Origin of the sequence: Pseudoclavibacter sp. CFCC 13796 (assembly GCF_008831185.1) — a bacterium.
Taxonomy (GTDB): domain Bacteria; phylum Actinomycetota; class Actinomycetes; order Actinomycetales; family Microbacteriaceae; genus Pseudoclavibacter_A.
This window is the reverse complement of the sequence record NZ_WBKD01000001.1, coordinates 62,073-79,944: the sequence shown is the minus strand read 5'-3', so window position 1 is coordinate 79,944 and position 17,872 is coordinate 62,073. Positions and strand designations below refer to the sequence as shown.

Genomic DNA, 17,872 nt, shown 5'->3' with positions numbered 1-17,872 from the left:
CTGCGAATCTGGTGTTTGTGATGAGCGGTGGGGGCGGCGCATGCGCATGATCAGGGCTGCCAGCCGCGCAGGGTGCCGTCAGGTGTGGCGTACTTGGCGACCAGGGTGCAGTCTTTGCCACCGAGCCCTTCGTCGATCAGCTGCTGCAGCTGATCGGCCGCCAGCGTCGCAGCCGGGAGATGCACGCCGGTCTGTCGGCCTGCCTCAAGCGCCAGACCGATGTCTTTGTTCGCGAGGTCTGCGGTGAAGGTCGCGTCGAAGTTGTGGTCTGCTGCCGAGGTCGGAATCACTCCGGGCACTGGATACCAGGTCTGCTGGGCCCAGGAACGGCCGGATGACGCGCTCGCGATCTGCCAGAAGACCTTGGGGTCGAGCCCGAGCTCTTCGGCCAGCTGCGAGCCTTCGGAATTCGCGAGCACGTCGATCAGCAGCATCATGTTGTTGACGATCTTGGCGGCGATGCCCATGGTCGGGCCTCCGGCGACGATGGTGCTGCCGCTCATCGGCTCGATGTACTCGGCGGCGCGAGCGGTGTCGGCCGAGTCTCCGCCGAGCATGAAGGCGAGTGTGCCGTCGGCGGCTCCGCTGATGCCGCCGCTGACCGGCGCGTCGACGAAATGGTGCCCGCTGACCTCTGACTGCTCGTGCAGATAGCGCGACGTCTCGACGTCGATCGTCGAGCAGTCGATCAGCAGCGTCGACGTGGCGGCATGCGCCCACACGCCGTCGGCACCTTCGTAGACGCTGCGCACATGCTGCCCCTTCGGCAGACTGGTGAACAGCGCATCCGCGCCGTCGAGTGCTGCGGCGATGCTGTCGACGATGGTCACGCCCTCGGCCTGAGCCGCGGCAGTCGCCGCCGGGTTCAGGTCGTAGCCCAGCACGGTGTGGCCGGCGCGCACGAGATGGCCGGTCATCCGACCGCCCATGTTGCCCAACCCGATCCAGCCCAAAGTTGCCATGATGATTCTCCTCGGCTCCGTTGTCGAAAAGTCGTATGTGTGATGACAGGCTAAGTCGCCGGTTCTGTGCGTGGCAATCTCTGAGAGACGTCATTTGTGCACCAGAGCTGTGCATTCATGCACAGCTCATGACGCGGATGCGGCACAATGGGGCCATGGAACACAGACTTGACGAGACGCACCTGCAGGGCCTGATGACGTTGCTCGCTGTTGCTCGTTCAGGGCGCTTCACCGCCGCAGCGAAAGCGCTCGGAGTGAACCATTCGACGGTCTCGCGCAGAATCGGGCAGCTCGACGAGGCTTTGGGCGGACGCGTGCTGGTGCGGGGTGCGACGGGGTGGGAGCTCACCGTGCTCGGTACGAGAGCGATGCAGGCGGCTGAGCGCATCGAACGCTCCGTGCACGATCTGGTCTCGGACAAGCCTCATGATGCCGTTCGGGGCCTCGTGCGCGTGGGGGCACCGGATGCGTATGCGGTCTTCATCGCCATGCCGGCCTTGGCCTGGCTGCAGCGCAGACATCCTGCACTTGACCTTGAGGTCGTCGCGGCGACGCAACAGGCTCGACAGCGCCGCTCAGGCGTCGACATCGAAGTGGTCGTCGGTCGGCCGCAGGTCAACCGAGCGGTCACCGTCGAGCTGTTCTCATACCAGCTGCGGCTGTATGCGACTGCGGAGTATCTGTCGCGGATGGGTCGGCCTGCGAAGATCGCCGATCTGACCGAGCACCGTCTCAACTACTACATCGAGTCGGCGCTGCAGGTCGACGATCTCGACGTCGCGCTGCAGCTGCTGCCGCGGATGCGCGAGGCCATCAGCTCGACGAGCGTCTTTGCGCACGTCGCGGCCACGCGTGCTGGGGCAGGCATCGGACTGCTGCCGGACTATGTGGCGCAGCGGTACGACGACTTGGCCGTGGTGCTCGAACACGAGTTCTCTCACGGCGTCTCATACTGGGCCGCGCTGCGCGAAGAGAACGACCGCAACCCGGCGGTCGGGGCCTGCCTGTCGGCTATGGTCTCCTACGCCCAGAGCAGCGACTTCGTGAAATGAGTCTGGCGGGCGGCCGAGAGGTCTCTCCTCGGCCGCCCGCCAGACTGTGGCGGATGCGTTCAGGCTCCCGGTGTCGCTTCTGCGCGTGTGCTCTGCATCAACGGGGCGATGTGCCGTTCGTGGTCGAGCCGGTCGATCTCTTCGAGGGTGATTCCCTTGGTCTCGCGCAGTGAGACTGCGGCGATCAGGGTGATCAGTGCGGCTCCGACGAGGTAGAGCGCAATCGGCACCCACGAGGCGAACTGTCCGAGCAGCGCAGTCGCGATGATGGGCGCGACGGAGCCTGCCACGATCGAGGTCACCTGGTAGCCGAACGAGACGCCGGCATAGCGCATGCGCGTCGGGAACATCTCGGACATGATCGCAGGCTGGCCGGCGTACATCAGGCCGTGCACGAACAGTCCGAGGATGATCGCCAGGATCACCATCAGCGGCGCAGCCGTGTTGAACATCGGGAAGGCGACGAACGGCCAGACGCCGGTGAGCGCGGCCCCGGCGATGTAGACGGGTTTGCGGCCGACCCGGTCAGTGAGCGCACCGGTCAGGGGCACGATCACGAACTGGAAGACATGTGCGAAGAACATCAGCCCCAGAATGCTGCTGGTGTCCATCTTGACCCAGACCGACAGATACGTGATCGAGAACGTCACGACCATGTAGTAGAGGATGTTCTCGGCGAAGCGCAGACCCATCGCAGTGAGCACTCCACGCGGGTAGCGTTTGAGCACCTCGAAGACGCCGTAGCGCACCTCGTCCTCCTGCTCGATCTTTCGCTGCGTCTCTTGGAAGATCGGCGCATCAGAGATCTTCGTGCGCACGTAGTAGCCCACGGCCACGATGACGACCGACAGCCAGAAGCCGATGCGCCAGCCCCAGCTCAGGAACGCTTCGGGGGAAAGCGACGCCGAGAGCACCAACAGCACGATCGTCGCCAGCAGGTTGCCGAGAGGCAGGGCGGCCTGCGGCCAGCTGGCCCAGAAGCCGCGTGACTTCGCCGGTGCGTGCTCTGCGACGAGGAGCACCGCTCCGCCCCATTCCCCGCCGACTGCGATGCCTTGGATGAACCTCAGTGCGACGAGCAGCGCGGGCGCCCAGTACCCGACCGTGGCGAAAGTTGGCAGGCAGCCCATCAGGAACGTCGAGGCTCCCACCATGATGATCGCCACCTGGAGCAGATGCTTACGGCCGTAGCGGTCGCCGAAGTGTGCGAAGACGATTCCTCCGAGCGGTCGAGCGACGAAGCCGACGGCGTAGGTGACGAATGCGGCGATGATCGGCGCATAGGGGTCTTCGCTGGGCGGAAAGAAGACCTTGTTGAAGACCAGGGTCGCGGCCGTCGCGTAGAGAAAGAACTCGTACCATTCGACGATGGTGCCCGCCATTGACGCGAGCACGACCTGTCGCAGGCCCTTCTTCGGGGCTGCCGGGGCGGACACAGACATCTGCTACCTCCTTGTAGTCAGGGATCTGAGAACATCCTGCAAGAGTTGGTGTGTCATGTCTATGCACCGGCGCTGGTGATTGCGCACAGTGGCTGTGCATATACGCACAGGCACTGTGACCTCGCCAGACATGCAGCGAGCCGGGGTCTCCGTCGTGATGACAGAGGCCCCGGCTCGCGGGAATCGTATACGGAGTCAGTCGCTCACTTGTGCGATTCGGTGCGGTTCAGTTCGTCGTGCAGGTCTTCTGGAGACAGGTTGGCCTCTTCGAACGCCTCGGTGCGCGGCAGCGACAGACGCAGGTCTGTTCCGAGGCAGACCTCGACGGTGCCCTTGGCCATCTGGAAGTCGAGCACATGCCCGCCCATGGTGCGTTCATCGTCGATGAAGTGCACGTGGCAGCCGGGCACCGAGATGCCCTGCTCATACACCGGCGTGCGGAAACCGCCGACGACGCCTGACACATTCTCGAAGCGCAGCGTCGGCTCGTCGTTGGTCGCATCGACCATGCGCGGGTAGGGCTTGCTCTGCAGCTGCACCGTGCGGGTCTTGACCCAGTCGAACTCGCCGGTGATGCGCAGCGCGTACAGATAGTTCGGCGACACCGTCAGCGAGTCGACCAGCGCCGAGACGTCCTCACGGCTGGAGTGCGGCTTGACCTCGGCACTCAGGCTGGTCACGAAGTTGGTGACCACGGCGAACGGCGTGCGCGCGTCGAGTGGCGCGGGCTGCACTGAGCCGTCGACGCGCATCTGCCAGCAGTGACCGTCGAGAATGATCATCTCGCCGTCGAGCCCGTCGAAGGTGCCCAGACCGAAACTGCCTTGGCCGAGCAGCTCCGCGATGGTCATCTCGCCGTCATAGATGCCGTCGAGCAGTGCGCTCATCAGCGAGGTCTGAAAGACCTCGTGGCGGACGATGTGGTTCGAGACCCGTTTGGCGGCGGGTGCCGACGTCGAATCGGTAATGTCGGATGATGTGGTCATGACAGAACTCCCTCTCTGAGATCACCGGCGAGACCCGCGAGGTTGTCGCGGTAGTCGACCGGTACGTCGATGATGGTCGGGCCCGATTCGGCGAGCCCTGCGCGCACCTCGGTGACGAGTTCTTCGAGCGAGGTGGCACGGCGGCCGTGGGCGCCGAACGATTCGGCGTACGCAGCCAGATCCGGGTGCCCCAGGGTGATGCCCGAGGTGCGCCCGTACTTCTTCATCTGCTGGAAGGCGACCATGTCATAGGTGCCGTCGTTGAAGATGACGTGAGTGAAGTTCGCTCCGCGGCGCACGGCTGTGTCCAGCTCCATGGCCGAGAACAGGAAGCCGCCGTCGCCCGACACCGAGAGCACCGGCTCGTCGGGGCGAACCATGGTGGTGGCGATGGCCCACGGCAGCGCGACGCCGAGCGTCTGCTGGCCGTTCGAGAACAGCAGCCGACGCGGGCGGTAGGTGCGGAAGTAGCGCGCCATGTAGATGTAGTGCGAGCCGACGTCTGAGATCACTGTGGTGTCATCGCTGACGAGGTCTCGCAGGGTGAGAGTCACGGCCACAGGATCGAGTCCGAACGTGTCGTCGTGCTCTTCGCTCGGGCGTGCCTTCTCGGCGAGACGGGCGAGCTGCGAGTCGACGACCTCGCGAGCCGTGCTCTCGAGCTTCAATCCCTGCAGCCGGTCGGCGAGAGCCGAGACCGTGGTGGGGATGTCGCCGCGCAGCTCGAGCGCGGGCGCATAGCTGGCATCGATGTCGGCTGCGATCTCGTCGAGGTTGATGATGCGACGCGAGCTGTCGTGATTCCACATCTTCGCGTCGTACTCGACCGGGTCGTAACCGATCGCAAGCACCACATCGGCGTGATCGAGGATGACGTCGCCGGGCTGGTTGCGGAAGAGCCCGACGCGACCGAGGTAGTGATCTTCGAGATCGCGTGAGACGAGCCCCGCGGCCTGGAAGGTCTCGACGACCGGCAGCTCGGTGGCCTTCAACAGCTGGTGCAGTGCCTCGGCCCCAGAGGTGCAGGCTGAGCGCACGCCGGCCAGGATGACCGGGAACTTGGCATTGCGCAGCAGATCTGCTGCCGCATCCAGCGACTTCTGAGAAGCCGGACCGAGGTCGGGCACCGGCTGCACAGGAGGCAGCGGCACTGAGGTGTGCTCCGCCATCACGTCAGAGGGCAGCACCAGCGAGGCGGCGCCCCGCGGCATCACCTCAGCCTGGCGGAAGGCGTTCACGATCGCCTCGGGAACGTTGTCTGCGGAGTCGACCTCGCCGGCGAACTTCGAGACGGTCGACAGCAGGCCCACGGCATCCATCGACTGGTGAGTGCGCTTCAGACGGTCGCCGCGCGGCACGGCGCCGCACAGCGCGATCATCGGATCGCCCTCGGTGGTCGCCGTCACCAGTCCGGTGGCGAGGTTGCTGGTGCCGGGCCCTGAAGTGACCAGTGCGACGCCGGGGTGACCGGTCAGACGACCGACGGCGGCGGCCATGAATGCCGCATTCTGCTCGTGTCGGCAGACGACGACCTCGATGGGGGAATCCTCCAGAGCGTCGAAGACCTGATCGACCTTCGCGCCGGGAACGCCGAAGACCCATTTCACGCCTGCCGCCTCGAGTGCTTCGACGATGCGGTTCGCGCTGCGCACCGATTCTGCGCTGCTGTTCATTGCTGCTCCTGAACTGTGCGGTCGCCAGCTGGTGCCGGCGACCGGGATGTGTGTGATGGAAACCTGTGGGAAAGTGTGGACGAGCGGGTCGGTCTCGTCATGGCGCCTGACGCTCCGTGAGGGGAGCGGCAGCATCGCTGAGACGCTGAACCGACCGGCTCGAGAACACCCCGCGTCTTTGAGGTGGACTCACCGTATACAACATAGATACTAGATCTCTTTGGGGCTGAGCGCGAATCTGTTTCAGAAGAGTTCACCGAGACGAAGACGACAGCTGTGGTCGATGAAGCGGCTGATACGCGAAAAGTGTGGTTTGTCCGAAGACAAACCACACTTTTCACTCTTCGCCCGCAGAGGCGAGGACGCGACGCGACGTCGGTCAGCCGATGATCAGATGTGCGTCGGGTACCCGATCGCGATGTCGGCGGCCTCGGCGATGGGCTCCGAGAGCGTCGGATGCGGGTGAATCGTCAGCGCGATGTCTTCGACGTTCATCTGAGCGTTGACCGCGAGGCTGAGCTCGGAGATGAGGTCGGAGGCCCCCGGGCCGACGATCTGCGCGCCGATCAGCGTGCCCTCGTCCTTCGTCGACACCAGCCGCACGAAGCCGTCAGGCTCGCCCAGCGACACGGCGCGGGCGTTGCCGGCGAAGGGGAACTTCGCCGTCTCGACCGCGACGCCCTGTTTCTCGGCCTCGTCTTTGGTCACGCCCACTGTCGCGACCTCGGGGTCGCTGAAGCAGACGGCGGGCACACCGATGTAGTCGTTCGCCGTCGGCTGCCCGGCGATCGCGCCGGCGGCGGTCTTCGCCTGGAAGAACGCCTTGTGCGCCAGAGCGGGCCCCGCCGTGATGTCGCCGATCGCGTAGATGTGCGGCGACGCTGTGCGTCCCTGCTCATCGGTGACGACGAGACCGTGGTTGTCGATCTCGACGCTGGTGAACTCGAGCCCGATGTTGTCGGTGTTGGGGCGGCGACCGACGGTGACCAGACAGTAGTCGGCCTCAAGGGTCTCTTCTTCGTCGTTCAGCGTGACGAAGACCTGCACGCCGTCGGCATCCTCATCGACGTCGCGCGCCCGCACGCCGGTGTGGATCTCGACGCCCTTGGCCTCGAGCCGCTTCGTGACGATCGACGAGAGATCGCTTTCGAAGAGCGGCAGGATGCTGGGGGAGCCTTCAAGGATGATCACCTTGGCGCCCATGTCGGCGTAGGCGCCGGCGAGCTCGGTGCCGATGTACCCGCCGCCGATGACGATCATGCGCTTGGGCACCTCGGGCAGATTCAGCGCACCGGTCGAGTCGATCACTCGGTCGCCCCAAGGAAAGCTCGGGATCTCGATGGGGCGAGAACCGGTCGCGATGATCAGGTCGTCGAAGGTGAACTGTCGGCCGAGGTCGACGCTCATGAACTGCTGCGGGCCTGCCGGCATCACGCGCAGCACGGTGTCGCTGTCGAGGGTGGCGAAGCCCTGGACGATCTCGACGTCGTGCTTCTTGAGCAGCCCGCGCACACCACGCGTCATGCGCTCGACCACGTCGTGCTGCTTCCAGTGCTGCGTCTTGGCGAAGTCGAGCTTCGGCGCTTCGAAGCTCAGGCCGTACTGGTCGGTGTCGTGTGCGGCGCGGATGCGGTGCCCGACGCTGATCAGGGCCTTCGACGGCACGCAGCCCTCGTTCAGGCAGATGCCGCCGACTCGATCGGTGGCCTCGATCAGCGTGACCTTCTGCCCGAGCTCTGAGGCGCGGATGGCCGCGACGTAGCCGCCTGGCCCCGAACCGATGACGATGGTGCCGCGGTGTTCGACTGTGGAGTCGCTCATGATGTTCCTCTCAATGCTTCGTGTCGTGACGCGGCCGGATCAGGCCTCGACCAGCAGACGTGCTGGGTCGTGCAGCACCGCGGTGAGCAGGTTCAGCGCCTGCTGTGCCTTGGCGCCGTCGATGACGCGGTGGTCGGTCGTGAACGACAGCTGCAGCAGCTGCCCGACTTCGAGTTCGCCCTCGTCGTTGACGACCGGGCCCGGTTTTGCGCGCCCGACGCCGAGAATCGAGGTCTCGGGTGCGTTGAGGATCGGTGTGAACCAGCCGCCGCCGACGCTGCCGAGGTTGCTGATCGTGATCGACCCGTCGCCCATGTCGTTGGGGCCGAGCTTGCCGGCCTTCGCCTTCTCGGTGTTCTCGGCGATGCGCTGTGCCACCTCGAAGAGGCTCAGCCGGTCGGCATCGCGTACCACCGGCACGAACAGGCCGCGGTCGGTGTCGGTCGCAATGCCCACGTCGATGCGGTCGCGGTAGACGATCTCACCGGCGTCGAGGTCGAGCCGGGTGTTCAGATCGGGGAACTGCTTCAGCACGGCGACCAGCGCTTTGACGATGTAGGCGAGCGGTGTCAGATGGATGTCGCGTTCGACGGCGAGCTGCTTGTACGTCTTGCGATGTGCGAGCAGCGCAGAGATCTCGACCTCGGCGAAGAAGGTGACCGGCGGAATCTCGTGCGCCTTCGTGACGGCGTTCGCGGTGGCCTTGCGGATGCCGCTGAAGGGAGTGCGACGCTCGCCGCTGCCGTCGTAGGTCGGCGTGACGCTGACCTCGTCGGTCGGTGCGGCGGCTGCCTCGGGATGCGGCTCGGCGCTCGCGGCGACGGCCGGAGCCGACCCTGCATCCGCCGGCTCGGCGCGATGGCCGAAGACGGCGTCGACATCGGCACGCAGCACGTGACCGTGTGCCCCGGTGGGCACCACGGTCGACAGATCGACACCGTGTTCGCGGGCGTACAGGCGGACTGACGGCATCGCGAGCACCGGAGCGCCCTCTGGGCGTGCGTCTGCCGGAGCTGCTGCGGGTTCGGCCGCGGGTGCGGCTGCAGTCGGTGCCGGGGATGCCGGAGCGGCGGGTGCGGCAGGTGCCGGTGCAGCTGGCGCGGGTGCGCTTGGTGCCTCGGGCTCGGCGGCAGCGGCGGCATCCGCGGCCGGCGCCTCATCAGACGCGTCGGGCTCGTCTGGCGAGCCGTCATCGATGTCGATGATGACCTGGCCGACTTCGACGGTGTCGCCCTCTTTGAACTTCAGGCTCTTCACCGTGCCGCTGACCGGTGACGGCAGGTCGACGACCGACTTGTCGTTCTCGATCTCGACGAGGGTCTGATCGGTCTTGACCTCGTCGCCCTCTTTGACCTGCCAGGCTGAGATGACGCCCTCAGAGAGGCCCTCACCCAGCTCGGGCAGTTTGAACTTGAATGACATCTTGACAGTCCTTTCATTGCCCCGGTGGGGCCCGGCGTCTGCGCAGTCACACTGCGCAGACGCGCTTTGCAATCGACATTTCGGCGCTGGTCGTGACCAGCGTGGGCAATCAGTAGGTCAGGGCCTCGCGGGCCTTGGCCTCGATGTCGGCGGCATTCGGAATCCAGTCGAGCTCGGCGGCGGCGAACGGATAGACCGAGTCGGGAGCCGCGACGCGCATGATCGGTGCCTCGAGGCTGAGGATGCGCTCTTCGGCGATGGCCGAGACCACCTGAGTTCCGACGCCGGCGATGCGCTGCGCCTCCTGCGCCACGACCACGCGGTGGGTCTTGTCGACGGAGGCGAAGATCGTGTCTGTGTCGATCGGCTGCAGCGAGATCAGGTCGATGACCTCTGCCTTGATGCCGTCGGCAGCCAGTGCGTCGGCCGCCTTGACGGCCTGCTGCACCATGGCGCCGTAGGCCACGATCGTCACGTCGGTGCCTTCGCGCACGACCTTCGCCGTGTCGAGTGCCACGCGGTACGGTTCTTCGGGCACATCGCCTTTGACCGAGCGATAGAGCTTCAGGTGCTCCATGAACAGCACCGGATCGTTGTTCTCGATCGCCGCGATGATCAGGCCCTTGGCATCGTAGGGATTGCTGGGGGTGACCACGCGCAGACCGGGGGTGCCGGTGAAGACATGCTCCAAGTTGTCGCTGTGCAGCTCGGCGGTGTGCGTGCCGCCGCCGTACGGGGTGCGCACGGTGATGGGCTGCGCGACCTTGCCGCCGAAGCGGAAGCGGTTGCGAGCCATCTGCGCGTTGAGCGAGTCGGCGGCTTCGAACGTGAACCCCATGAACTGGATCTCGGGGACGGGACGCCAGCCAGTGGCGGCCAGTCCGATCGAGAGCCCGAGGATGGCCGACTCGGCGAGCGGAGTGTCGAAGACGCGATCTTCGCCGTACTTCGCCTGCAGGCCCTGCGTGGTGCGGAACACGCCGCCGTTCTTGCCAACGTCCTCACCGAAGATGAGGGTGCGGTCGTCTTCGGCGAGCGCCTGATCGAGTCCTTCAGTGATGGCTTTGATGTACGTCAGTTTTTTCGAGCTCATCTCACTCGGCCTCCTTCGCGGTGAATGCTTTGATCTGCTTGGCGACGCCCGGGGTGGGCACCTCGTAGGTGTTGCGCAGGAAGTCGGAGACGGTCTGCTTCGGGGCCTTGTCGGCCTCGGCCAGCGCCTCACGGAACGACTTCTTGTACTGCTCAGTGAGATCGCTCTCTTTGTCCGGGCTCCACAGCCCGCGGGGAACGAGCAGATCGCGCAGACGGTTGAGCGGATCGCGTTCGATCCACGGCATCTCTTCTTCGTGTGTGCGGTAGCGGCTCGGATCGTCGCCGGCGCTTGAGTGCGCTCCGAAGCGGTAGGTCAGGGTCTCGATCAGCACGGGACCGTTGCCGGCGACCGCGTAGGCGCGGGCGGCGCGGGTCACGGCGTTGACCGCGAGGATGTCCATGCCGTCGACCTGCACCGAAGGGATGCCTGCTGCGACCGCCTTCTGAGCGAGCGTGAGCGCATGGGTCTGCTTCGAACGCGGCACCGAAATCGCCCAGCCGTTGTTCTGGATGATGCCCACCAGCGGAGACTGGAACGCGCCGGCGAAGTTCAGCGCCTCGTAGAAGTCGCCTTGCGAGGTGGTTCCGTCACCACCGTATGCCAGAGCCACGTTCGGCTCGCCGTTCTTCTGGATGCCGAGGGCGGCTCCCGCAGCCTCGACGTACTGGGCGCCGATGATGATCTGCGGCATCCAGGCGCGGTGGCCTTCGGCCATCGCGTTGCCCTGCACGTGGCCGCGTGACCACAGATAGCCCTGAGCGGGTGTGATCGCGCCGTGCTGAATGAGCTGGGGGAGGTCGCGGTACGCGGGGAAGAGGAAGTCCATCGGCTCGAAGGCGGTGATGGTGCCCATGTTGCTGGCCTCTTCACCGAGAGTCGGGGCGTAGAAGCCGAGACGACCCTGTCGGGAGAAGACGATCGTCTGTTCGTGCAGCGCACGCTCCCAGACCATCAGCTCGAGAAAGTGCACGAGCTCGTCTTCGCTGTAGGAGTCGAAAGTCTTCTGGTCGACCACGTTGCTGTTGCGGTCGAGCACGCTCACCGGGTGGTCGTACTCTTCGCCGAGGTTCTCGGCGATCGCCGAGAAGTCGACGATGGGCTTGGCCTCGTCGGGTACTGGTGTGGCCTCAGGGCCATGAGGTGTGGTCATCATGCCTGTGGTTCCTTTCCTTTTCTTAATTGCTGCGGTTGCTCGAGTGGGAGCACGAAAACGGTCGGTCATTCGACTGGTCCGGGCTTGCGGACCAGGAACAGGATCACCGCGCTGACTGCCAGAAACACGCTGCCGATCAGCAGCGACGTGCCGAAGGTGATGATCTTCTGCGCCATCAGGATGTTGAAGATCAGCGTGATGAGAGCGCCGCTGGCGAACCCCTGGTAGATCACCGAATAGTTCTTCGCCTGGTTGTTCTTGCCGAAGAACTCGCCCACGATGGTCGGGTAGATCGTGATGCAGCCGCCGAACGATGCGCCGAAGAGCAGGAAGCCGACGATGTACAGTGCCGGCTGCGGCAGCCAGGTCAGACCCAAGACGAACGCGAAGACGGCGAGCACCGCGAGAGCCACGGCCACGATGAGCGTGCGCCGCACCCGGTCGGAGAGCCAGCCGAAGAAGAAACGACCGATCGTGTTGACCAGCCCGACCAGCGACACCAGGGTGATGGCCGTGCCGATCAGGTACTTCGAGGGATCATCTGCCGTGATCGCGCCGTCACCCGCGTGCCCGATGATGAACAGGCCGGCGAAGCAGAACGCGGTGATGCCGAAGTACAGCAGGTAGGCCTGCGGGCGGCGAAGCATCTGCGGAATGGTGTACTCGTGGCTCGCGTGCGAGTGGTCTTTGGGAATCTCTGGGGCGTCTTTGAGCAGCAGCCCGCCGCCGCCGATGAGCACGATCACCGTGACCGCCCAGAGGATGAAACATGTGGTGAGCCCGGCATAGCCGTTGTCGGCGCTGCCCAGCACGGGCGTGACGATGAACGGCAGGATCACAGCGGGCACGCCGTACGAGCCGACTGAGACGCCGGAGATCGCACCTGCTTTGTCGGGGTACCAGCGCAGGACGTTGGTCAGACTGAGCAGATAGCCGATGCCGTCGGCGGCGCCGACGATGACGCCGGCGAAGATGTAGAGCATCCAGAGGCTGGTGGCGAAGGCCGAGACGAGCAGGCCGGCTCCGAGCACGATGCCGCAGGCGACCAGCACTCTGCGCACGCCGAAGCGATGCTGCAGCCAGCCGATCAGCAGCGTCGACACCGACAGACTGATCATCATGATCGAGAAGGTGATCGCGATGGGGAAGGTCTGCGTGTGATCGCCCGAGATGCGCTGCGCGAGAGCGGGATTCAGCACGCTCCAGGCGTAGACCGTGCCCAGGCCCAGCTGGGCGAGCACCGTGCCGAGCAGGACGCGACTCCGAGAACCGCCGGCACCGAGCTCGGCGGACGTCTGGGGCTTGAGTGTCTGGCTCATCGTCACTCCTTCGCAGAGCGAACCTGTGCGCAGCCATGTGGAAGACCATCGGTTTCAGTCCCGCTCTGCGACCGGTTCTGATCCCACTCTACGACTCTTTCCCCGACAGATGTCGGGGAGTCTGCATTGCGTTCAGACGTTGTTCATTCCTGACACGAAACAGGTGCAGAAGATGTGTGTCGGGAGACTGGCGGTGAGGCCGAAAAAGTGCATACTCAGAGGAGGCGAGAGGAAAGAAACGGTCGCCGAGTCTTGTCTGTGCAAGAACTGGCGACCGGCTGTGGAGCTAAGGGGAATTGAACCCCTGACCTCTTCATTGCGAACGAAGCGCTCTACCAACTGAGCTATAGCCCCGTGACCCTGACGGGCACCAGAAGATGCTACCACTTCTCAAGTGTCGTCGCATCAGTCGAGATAGCGGTTGATCGTGATCATGGCGGTGCGATCGTCTGAGGTGGCCGTGTCGGCCTCGCAGTCCGCGAGCCGTGCGGCGACGTCGGCCGCATCGACGCCGATGCCGATGAGCACGAGCTGCGTCTCGTCGACGAGCGGATGATTCGGCGTCTGGCGCTGGCGGGCGAAACGCACGTGCGCACCGACGCTCTGCACCTCGAGCGGATGCCGTGCCGCTCCCGGCCCCCGGGTGACGGTGAATCGAACGTGCCCTTTCAACCGGTAGAGCCCGGCCGGGCGGTCATAGAGGAGTTCGAGGAAGCGATGCGGGCTGAGCGGGCGGTCGGTGCGGAAAGAGACGCTGGTGTACTGATCGTGCAGGTGTGGGGGATGCCGGTCGTGAGCATGGCGTTCCAGATTCTCGAAGGGCAGAGGCACCTGGCCGTATCGCGGCGGTTCGTGCCGGGCCCGGTCGAAGAGCAGCCGAGGATCGATCGTGCCGAACGTGGTTGGCAGCACCGGCGCACCTCGTGAGGAGTCTTCGAGCGTGCGCATGAGCTGGTCGAGGTCGGAGGACGACACCAGGTCGGCCTTGTTCAGTACGATCAGGTCGGCGATGCGGCCGTCCTGTGCGATCTGCGGGTGGCTGCGCAGCGTCTCGAGGTATTCGCAGGCGTCGACCATGAGAACGACGCCGGCGAATCTGACGCCGCGCGTGCTGCTGCGGCTGACGCGCAGAGCAAGGTTCGCCGGATCGGCCAGGCCGCTGGCCTCGATGACGACGGCGTCGATCTCGAGGCTCGGGTCGAGCAGCTGCTGCAGCATGTCGTCGATCTGACCGGCGTCGGTGACGCAGCAGAGGCACCCGCCGCCGAGCGTCACCATGGTGTCGACCGAGGCATCGACCAGCCAGCTGTCGACGGGGATGTCGCCGAAGTCGTTGATGATCACCCCGACGCGCACACCGAGTGCGTTGTGCAGCAGCCCGTTCAGAAAGGTCGTCTTGCCGCTGCCGAGAAAGCCGGCGAGCACGAAGACGGGAATCTGACGGGTGGGCATGGCAGCATCCTACGGCGATCGCAGCACGCCGAGAAACAGCATCAGCGCATCGACCATACGCTGTGCGCTCTCAGGCGTGAGATCGATGCCCAGGCCGTCGTCGGTGCTGCAGGTGAGGTATGGGTCGGTGCCGCACTGGATCAGCCCGACCCAGCATTCGTGCCCGCGCGGAGTCGAGAGGACCTGTCCGTCGGTCATCAGCGTCTCGCGTACGACCAATGGCACGGGAACCATTGCGCTCATGTGCATCAGGTCGACCTCGAGGTCGTGCTGGTGGCTTTCGCCCAACACACACCACGACGGGCAGTCGAGATGCAGTGCGTGGGCGTTCCCGAGATGCTGCTGGTCGTGCGACGACGTGGCGGGAGCGTCGATCGAAAGGGCGTCTTCTGGCGTGGGCTCTGGGGTGTCGTGTTCGTTCATGCGGCCAGTTCACCGGCAGGCGCTGACAGATCGGCACGTGGGTGGCCTCGGCCATCGAAGTGTGCACAGACGATGATCGGTCGGTCGTCTGTGCAGAGTGCTCAGTCCAAGCGGATATCGGGGTACTGATCGGGAATGATGTCTTCGACGCGAACGTGCAGAGCGTTCGCCAGACAGATCAGGTTGATGAGCGTGAGGTTTGCAGGTCGGCCGTCCTGGCCGCGCCCCTGCTCATAGCGCACATATGTGTAAGGGGCCATGCCTGCCTGAGCGGCGACGTACTCCTGGCTGAAGCCGCGCTCTCGCCGCACCTGAGCGAGCAGCAGCCCGAAGTCTGCCATGAAACGCTGCCAGTCCTGCTGCGCGTGAGCGGTCAGACGGGCAGGACGGGGCATCCAAATAGGATGCAGCTCGCTTCGCCGTGGCATACCCTTGCAGACAAGGGGGAATGCGCAGACCGGCGTCGAGGCCTACGCTGTCTGTGTGAGCACCAATACCACTGCACCAGATGTGACCGCCGAAACCGACGTCGCCGCAGGCGAGAGCCCGACGGTCTTCGCCGAGCTCGAGACGCCGCAGCAGCGAGCCGATCGGCTCTCCCGCATCGGCACGGGCCCGGTGTGGGTCATCACAGCGATCGTGCTCGACGCCGTCTCGATTCTGCTCTTCGCCTTCATCGGCGGTCGTGCGCACGCAGCCGACCCGAGCTTCCTGCATGTGCTCGAGGTGGCCTGGCCGTTCCTGCTGAGCGCGTTCGTCGGGTGGGTCTGGGCGCACGCCTGGCGTCGCCCGCTCGACCTCTCGCACACTGCTGCGCCGATCTGGCTGTTCACTCTCGTCGGGGGCGTACTGCTGCGCGGGCTCACGCTGCACGGCGTCGCCTTCGGGTTCGTGATCGTCACCGGCACTGTGCTCGCCGTCTTCATGTTCGGCTGGCGGGCCGTTCTGCGGTCGTTCGCCCGGCGCTCAGCCGGCTGGCGTCGCTGACCTGCTGAGATCGACCACGATCGGTCGATGATCGCTTGCGGTGACTCGCTGGCCGGAGATCGGCCAGAGGCCTCTGACCTGCCACTGATCGGTCGTGTATGCGCGATCGATCGGCGCTCCGAGCCATGCCGGCAGCACGCTCGGCCAGGTGCCTCCTGTGGTCGACCCCTGCGTGTCTGAGCCCGGCGCCCGGCACGAGCCCAGCGTCGGCCCGATGTTCGCGTCAGTGCCGTTGAAATCGCCGACGATGACGGCCTCGCCGCTGTCGCACCATGAGCCGAGCCACCCCAGGTGTGCCCGCCAGATCTGGGCCTGTTCGACGGCGAAGCCCGGCTGCTGCGCATGCGCCACCACGATGGTCGGCCCTTGGCCGTTGACCGGTTTGGCGGCGACTCCCGGACGCACCGACTGCGAGGTGTCGTCGACGACGCGGTACCTCCCCAGCTTCGAGCTGATCAGCACCGACGACGGCCATGCGCTGTCGCTGCCCTGCGCAGGAAGCACCCGCATGTCGAGACCGTCCGCTGCGAGCTGGTCGGCCAAGGCGTGCGCCTCGCTGGGGGTCGTCTCTGGGAGTGCGATGACCTGCGGCGAGACCTGCTGCGCGAGGGCTGCGACGTCGTCGACCGAATCGGCTGAGCCGCCCACGTTCCAGCTGAGCACGCGCAGGCCGTCAGCGGATGCCGCGGGCAGGCTGGCGACGTCGAAAGCGCGCGGCGGGGTGGTCAGGCGCGGCGAGAGCCATGGCACCGAGGCGAGAGCGACGACGAGCACGCAGACCAGCGTCAGCATCCGCACGCGACGACGCAGCAGCGATGTGGCCAACAGCAGCAGGCCGATCAGGGCGAGGGCGGCGAGCCACGGCGCGGGCATCGCGAAGAACTGTGCGAAGCCGATCTGCTGGCCGAGGTGCGCGGGCAGCCAGGCGAGGGCTCCGAGCAGCGTCAACACGACGAGCGCCCAGAGCACCGTCACGAGACGACGCATGTGCGGCCTTCCCTCTCATCGCACGGCCGGGCTGCTGAGAGAACAGTACAGTTGAGAGCGTGCCGCACGCTCAACCCATGTTAGCGATGCGCGCCACGTTCGGGGGGCGAGTGCGCCTCCCGTACCTGTGAATCCGCTGAACACTCTGACAGGAGAACCACCCGTGCCCGATCTGCCCAAACTGGTCGCCTTCGATCTCGACGACACTCTCGCGCCCTCGAAGTCGCGCGTGCCGGAATCGATGGCGCAGGTGCTGCGCCGACTGCTCGACCGCACTCAGGTGTGTGTGATCTCGGGTGGCAACATCGGGCAGTTCCAGGCCCAAGTCATCGATGCGCTCGAGGCTGCCGGCGGCACCGACGACGAACTCGATCGGCTGCACCTGATGCCGACCTGTGGAACGCGCTACCACCGGCATGCGGGCGGCGCCTGGCACGAGGTGTACGCGCAGGATCTCAGCGCCGACGAGAAGGCGGAAGCCGAGCGTGCGCTGACCGAGCAGGCGAAACGGCTCGGACTGTGGGAGTCGAAGACGTGGGGGCCGATCATTGAAGATCGTGGGTCGCAGATCACCTTCTCTGCGCTGGGGCAGCAGGCGCCGGTCGAGGCCAAGCAGGCGTGGGATCCGACCGGCGAGCGCAAAGACGGGCTTCGGCGTGCGGTGCAGGCCGTGCTGCCCGACCTCGAGGTGCGGGCGGGGGGCACCACGTCGATCGACATCACGCGGCGCGGCATCGACAAGGCGTATGGCATCCGGCAGCTCGCCGAACAGACCGGCATCGGCCTCGACGAGATGCTCTTCTTCGGCGACAAGCTCCATGAAGACGGCAATGACTACCCCGTGCGGGCTCTGGGAGTGGAGTCGGTCGAGGTGACCGGCTGGCCCGACACGGAGCAGCGTCTGCGACACCTGTTGGGGCTGTAGAAAATCGTTCTCGTGGCGTGTCGCACCCGCTTGGCGCACGCGATCCGCGTCATTCCGCGGCAGAACGCCATCGTGGTAATTACATTGATGTTACACATCATCTAGTGGTGGCTTGCATGGCCCGCCACTAGATGTAGTATCGACTCATATCTGCTGCGGCAGGCGCTCCAAG

At 65.5% G+C, this 17,872-nt stretch carries 16 protein-coding genes and 1 tRNA gene; 3 read left to right on the top strand and 14 right to left on the bottom strand.

The features are described 5' to 3' along the window. Positions 1-50 precede the first annotated feature (50 nt). Positions 51-962, bottom strand: coding sequence for an NAD(P)-dependent oxidoreductase (locus F8O07_RS00360; RefSeq protein ID WP_158030210.1), 912 nt, complete (start codon positions 960-962; stop codon positions 51-53). Between the two features lie 155 nt (positions 963-1,117). Between F8O07_RS00360 and F8O07_RS00355 the strand changes: the two genes are divergently transcribed. Next, positions 1,118-2,014, top strand: coding sequence for a LysR family transcriptional regulator (locus F8O07_RS00355; RefSeq protein WP_225732953.1), 897 nt, complete (start codon positions 1,118-1,120; stop codon positions 2,012-2,014). Positions 2,015-2,073: 59 nt separating this feature from the next. Here F8O07_RS00355 and F8O07_RS00350 read toward each other — a convergent pair whose 3' ends face one another. From F8O07_RS00350 to F8O07_RS00295, 12 genes are all read right to left on the bottom strand, one after another. After that, on the bottom strand, positions 2,074-3,456 hold the full coding sequence (locus tag F8O07_RS00350) for an MFS transporter (protein ID WP_158030209.1): 1,383 nt from the start codon (positions 3,454-3,456) through the stop codon (positions 2,074-2,076). A gap of 203 nt (positions 3,457-3,659) precedes the next feature. Next, on the bottom strand, positions 3,660-4,442 hold the full coding sequence (gene budA / locus F8O07_RS00345) for an acetolactate decarboxylase (RefSeq protein ID WP_158030208.1): 783 nt from the start codon (positions 4,440-4,442) through the stop codon (positions 3,660-3,662). Continuing rightward, positions 4,439-6,115, bottom strand: coding sequence for an acetolactate synthase AlsS (gene alsS / locus F8O07_RS00340; protein WP_158030207.1), 1,677 nt, complete (start codon positions 6,113-6,115; stop codon positions 4,439-4,441). The genes budA and alsS overlap by 4 nt, the downstream gene beginning before the upstream one ends. A 390-nt stretch (positions 6,116-6,505) precedes the next feature. Beyond that, positions 6,506-7,936: a dihydrolipoyl dehydrogenase gene (gene lpdA, locus F8O07_RS00335; RefSeq protein ID WP_158030206.1), complete on the bottom strand. Its 1,431-nt coding sequence runs from the start codon at positions 7,934-7,936 to the stop codon at positions 6,506-6,508. 39 nt (positions 7,937-7,975) lie between these two features. Then, complete coding sequence (locus F8O07_RS00330) at positions 7,976-9,358, bottom strand: dihydrolipoamide acetyltransferase family protein (RefSeq protein WP_158030205.1); 1,383 nt, start codon at positions 9,356-9,358, stop codon at positions 7,976-7,978. A 109-nt stretch (positions 9,359-9,467) separates the two neighbouring features. Beyond that, positions 9,468-10,451 (bottom strand): alpha-ketoacid dehydrogenase subunit beta, encoded by a 984-nt coding sequence (locus F8O07_RS00325; protein ID WP_158030204.1) that lies wholly within the window; start codon positions 10,449-10,451, stop codon positions 9,468-9,470. Position 10,452: 1 nt separating this feature from the next. After that, positions 10,453-11,607, bottom strand: a complete 1,155-nt coding sequence (locus F8O07_RS00320; protein ID WP_225733108.1) for a thiamine pyrophosphate-dependent dehydrogenase E1 component subunit alpha — start codon at positions 11,605-11,607, stop codon at positions 10,453-10,455. Between the two features lie 65 nt (positions 11,608-11,672). Continuing rightward, entirely contained in the window at positions 11,673-12,926 is a 1,254-nt protein-coding gene (locus tag F8O07_RS00315) for an MFS transporter (RefSeq protein ID WP_158030203.1), read from the bottom strand. A 281-nt stretch (positions 12,927-13,207) separates the two neighbouring features. Then, positions 13,208-13,280 (bottom strand) — tRNA-Ala (locus tag F8O07_RS00310). A gap of 51 nt (positions 13,281-13,331) precedes the next feature. Then, a complete protein-coding gene (locus F8O07_RS00305; protein WP_158030202.1) occupies positions 13,332-14,378 on the bottom strand; it encodes a CobW family GTP-binding protein in 1,047 nt (348 codons plus the stop codon). Between the two features lie 9 nt (positions 14,379-14,387). Continuing rightward, positions 14,388-14,801, bottom strand: coding sequence for a DUF6907 domain-containing protein (locus F8O07_RS00300; RefSeq protein ID WP_158030201.1), 414 nt, complete (start codon positions 14,799-14,801; stop codon positions 14,388-14,390). A gap of 101 nt (positions 14,802-14,902) precedes the next feature. After that, positions 14,903-15,196: a helix-turn-helix domain-containing protein gene (locus tag F8O07_RS00295; protein WP_192496561.1), complete on the bottom strand. Its 294-nt coding sequence runs from the start codon at positions 15,194-15,196 to the stop codon at positions 14,903-14,905. 88 nt (positions 15,197-15,284) lie between these two features. Here F8O07_RS00295 and F8O07_RS00290 point away from each other — a divergent pair, with 88 nt between their 5' ends. Then, entirely contained in the window at positions 15,285-15,788 is a 504-nt protein-coding gene (locus tag F8O07_RS00290) for a DUF3054 domain-containing protein (RefSeq protein WP_192496560.1), read from the top strand. Here the strand turns inward: F8O07_RS00290 and F8O07_RS00285 are convergent. After that, entirely contained in the window at positions 15,768-16,775 is a 1,008-nt protein-coding gene (locus F8O07_RS00285; protein ID WP_158030198.1) for an endonuclease/exonuclease/phosphatase family protein, read from the bottom strand. The two genes, F8O07_RS00290 and F8O07_RS00285, sit on opposite strands and share 21 nt — an antisense overlap. 163 nt (positions 16,776-16,938) lie before the next feature. Between F8O07_RS00285 and F8O07_RS00280 the strand changes: the two genes are divergently transcribed. Then, positions 16,939-17,700 (top strand): HAD-IIB family hydrolase, encoded by a 762-nt coding sequence (locus tag F8O07_RS00280; protein WP_158030197.1) that lies wholly within the window; start codon positions 16,939-16,941, stop codon positions 17,698-17,700. The last annotated feature ends 172 nt before the right edge of the window (positions 17,701-17,872 follow it).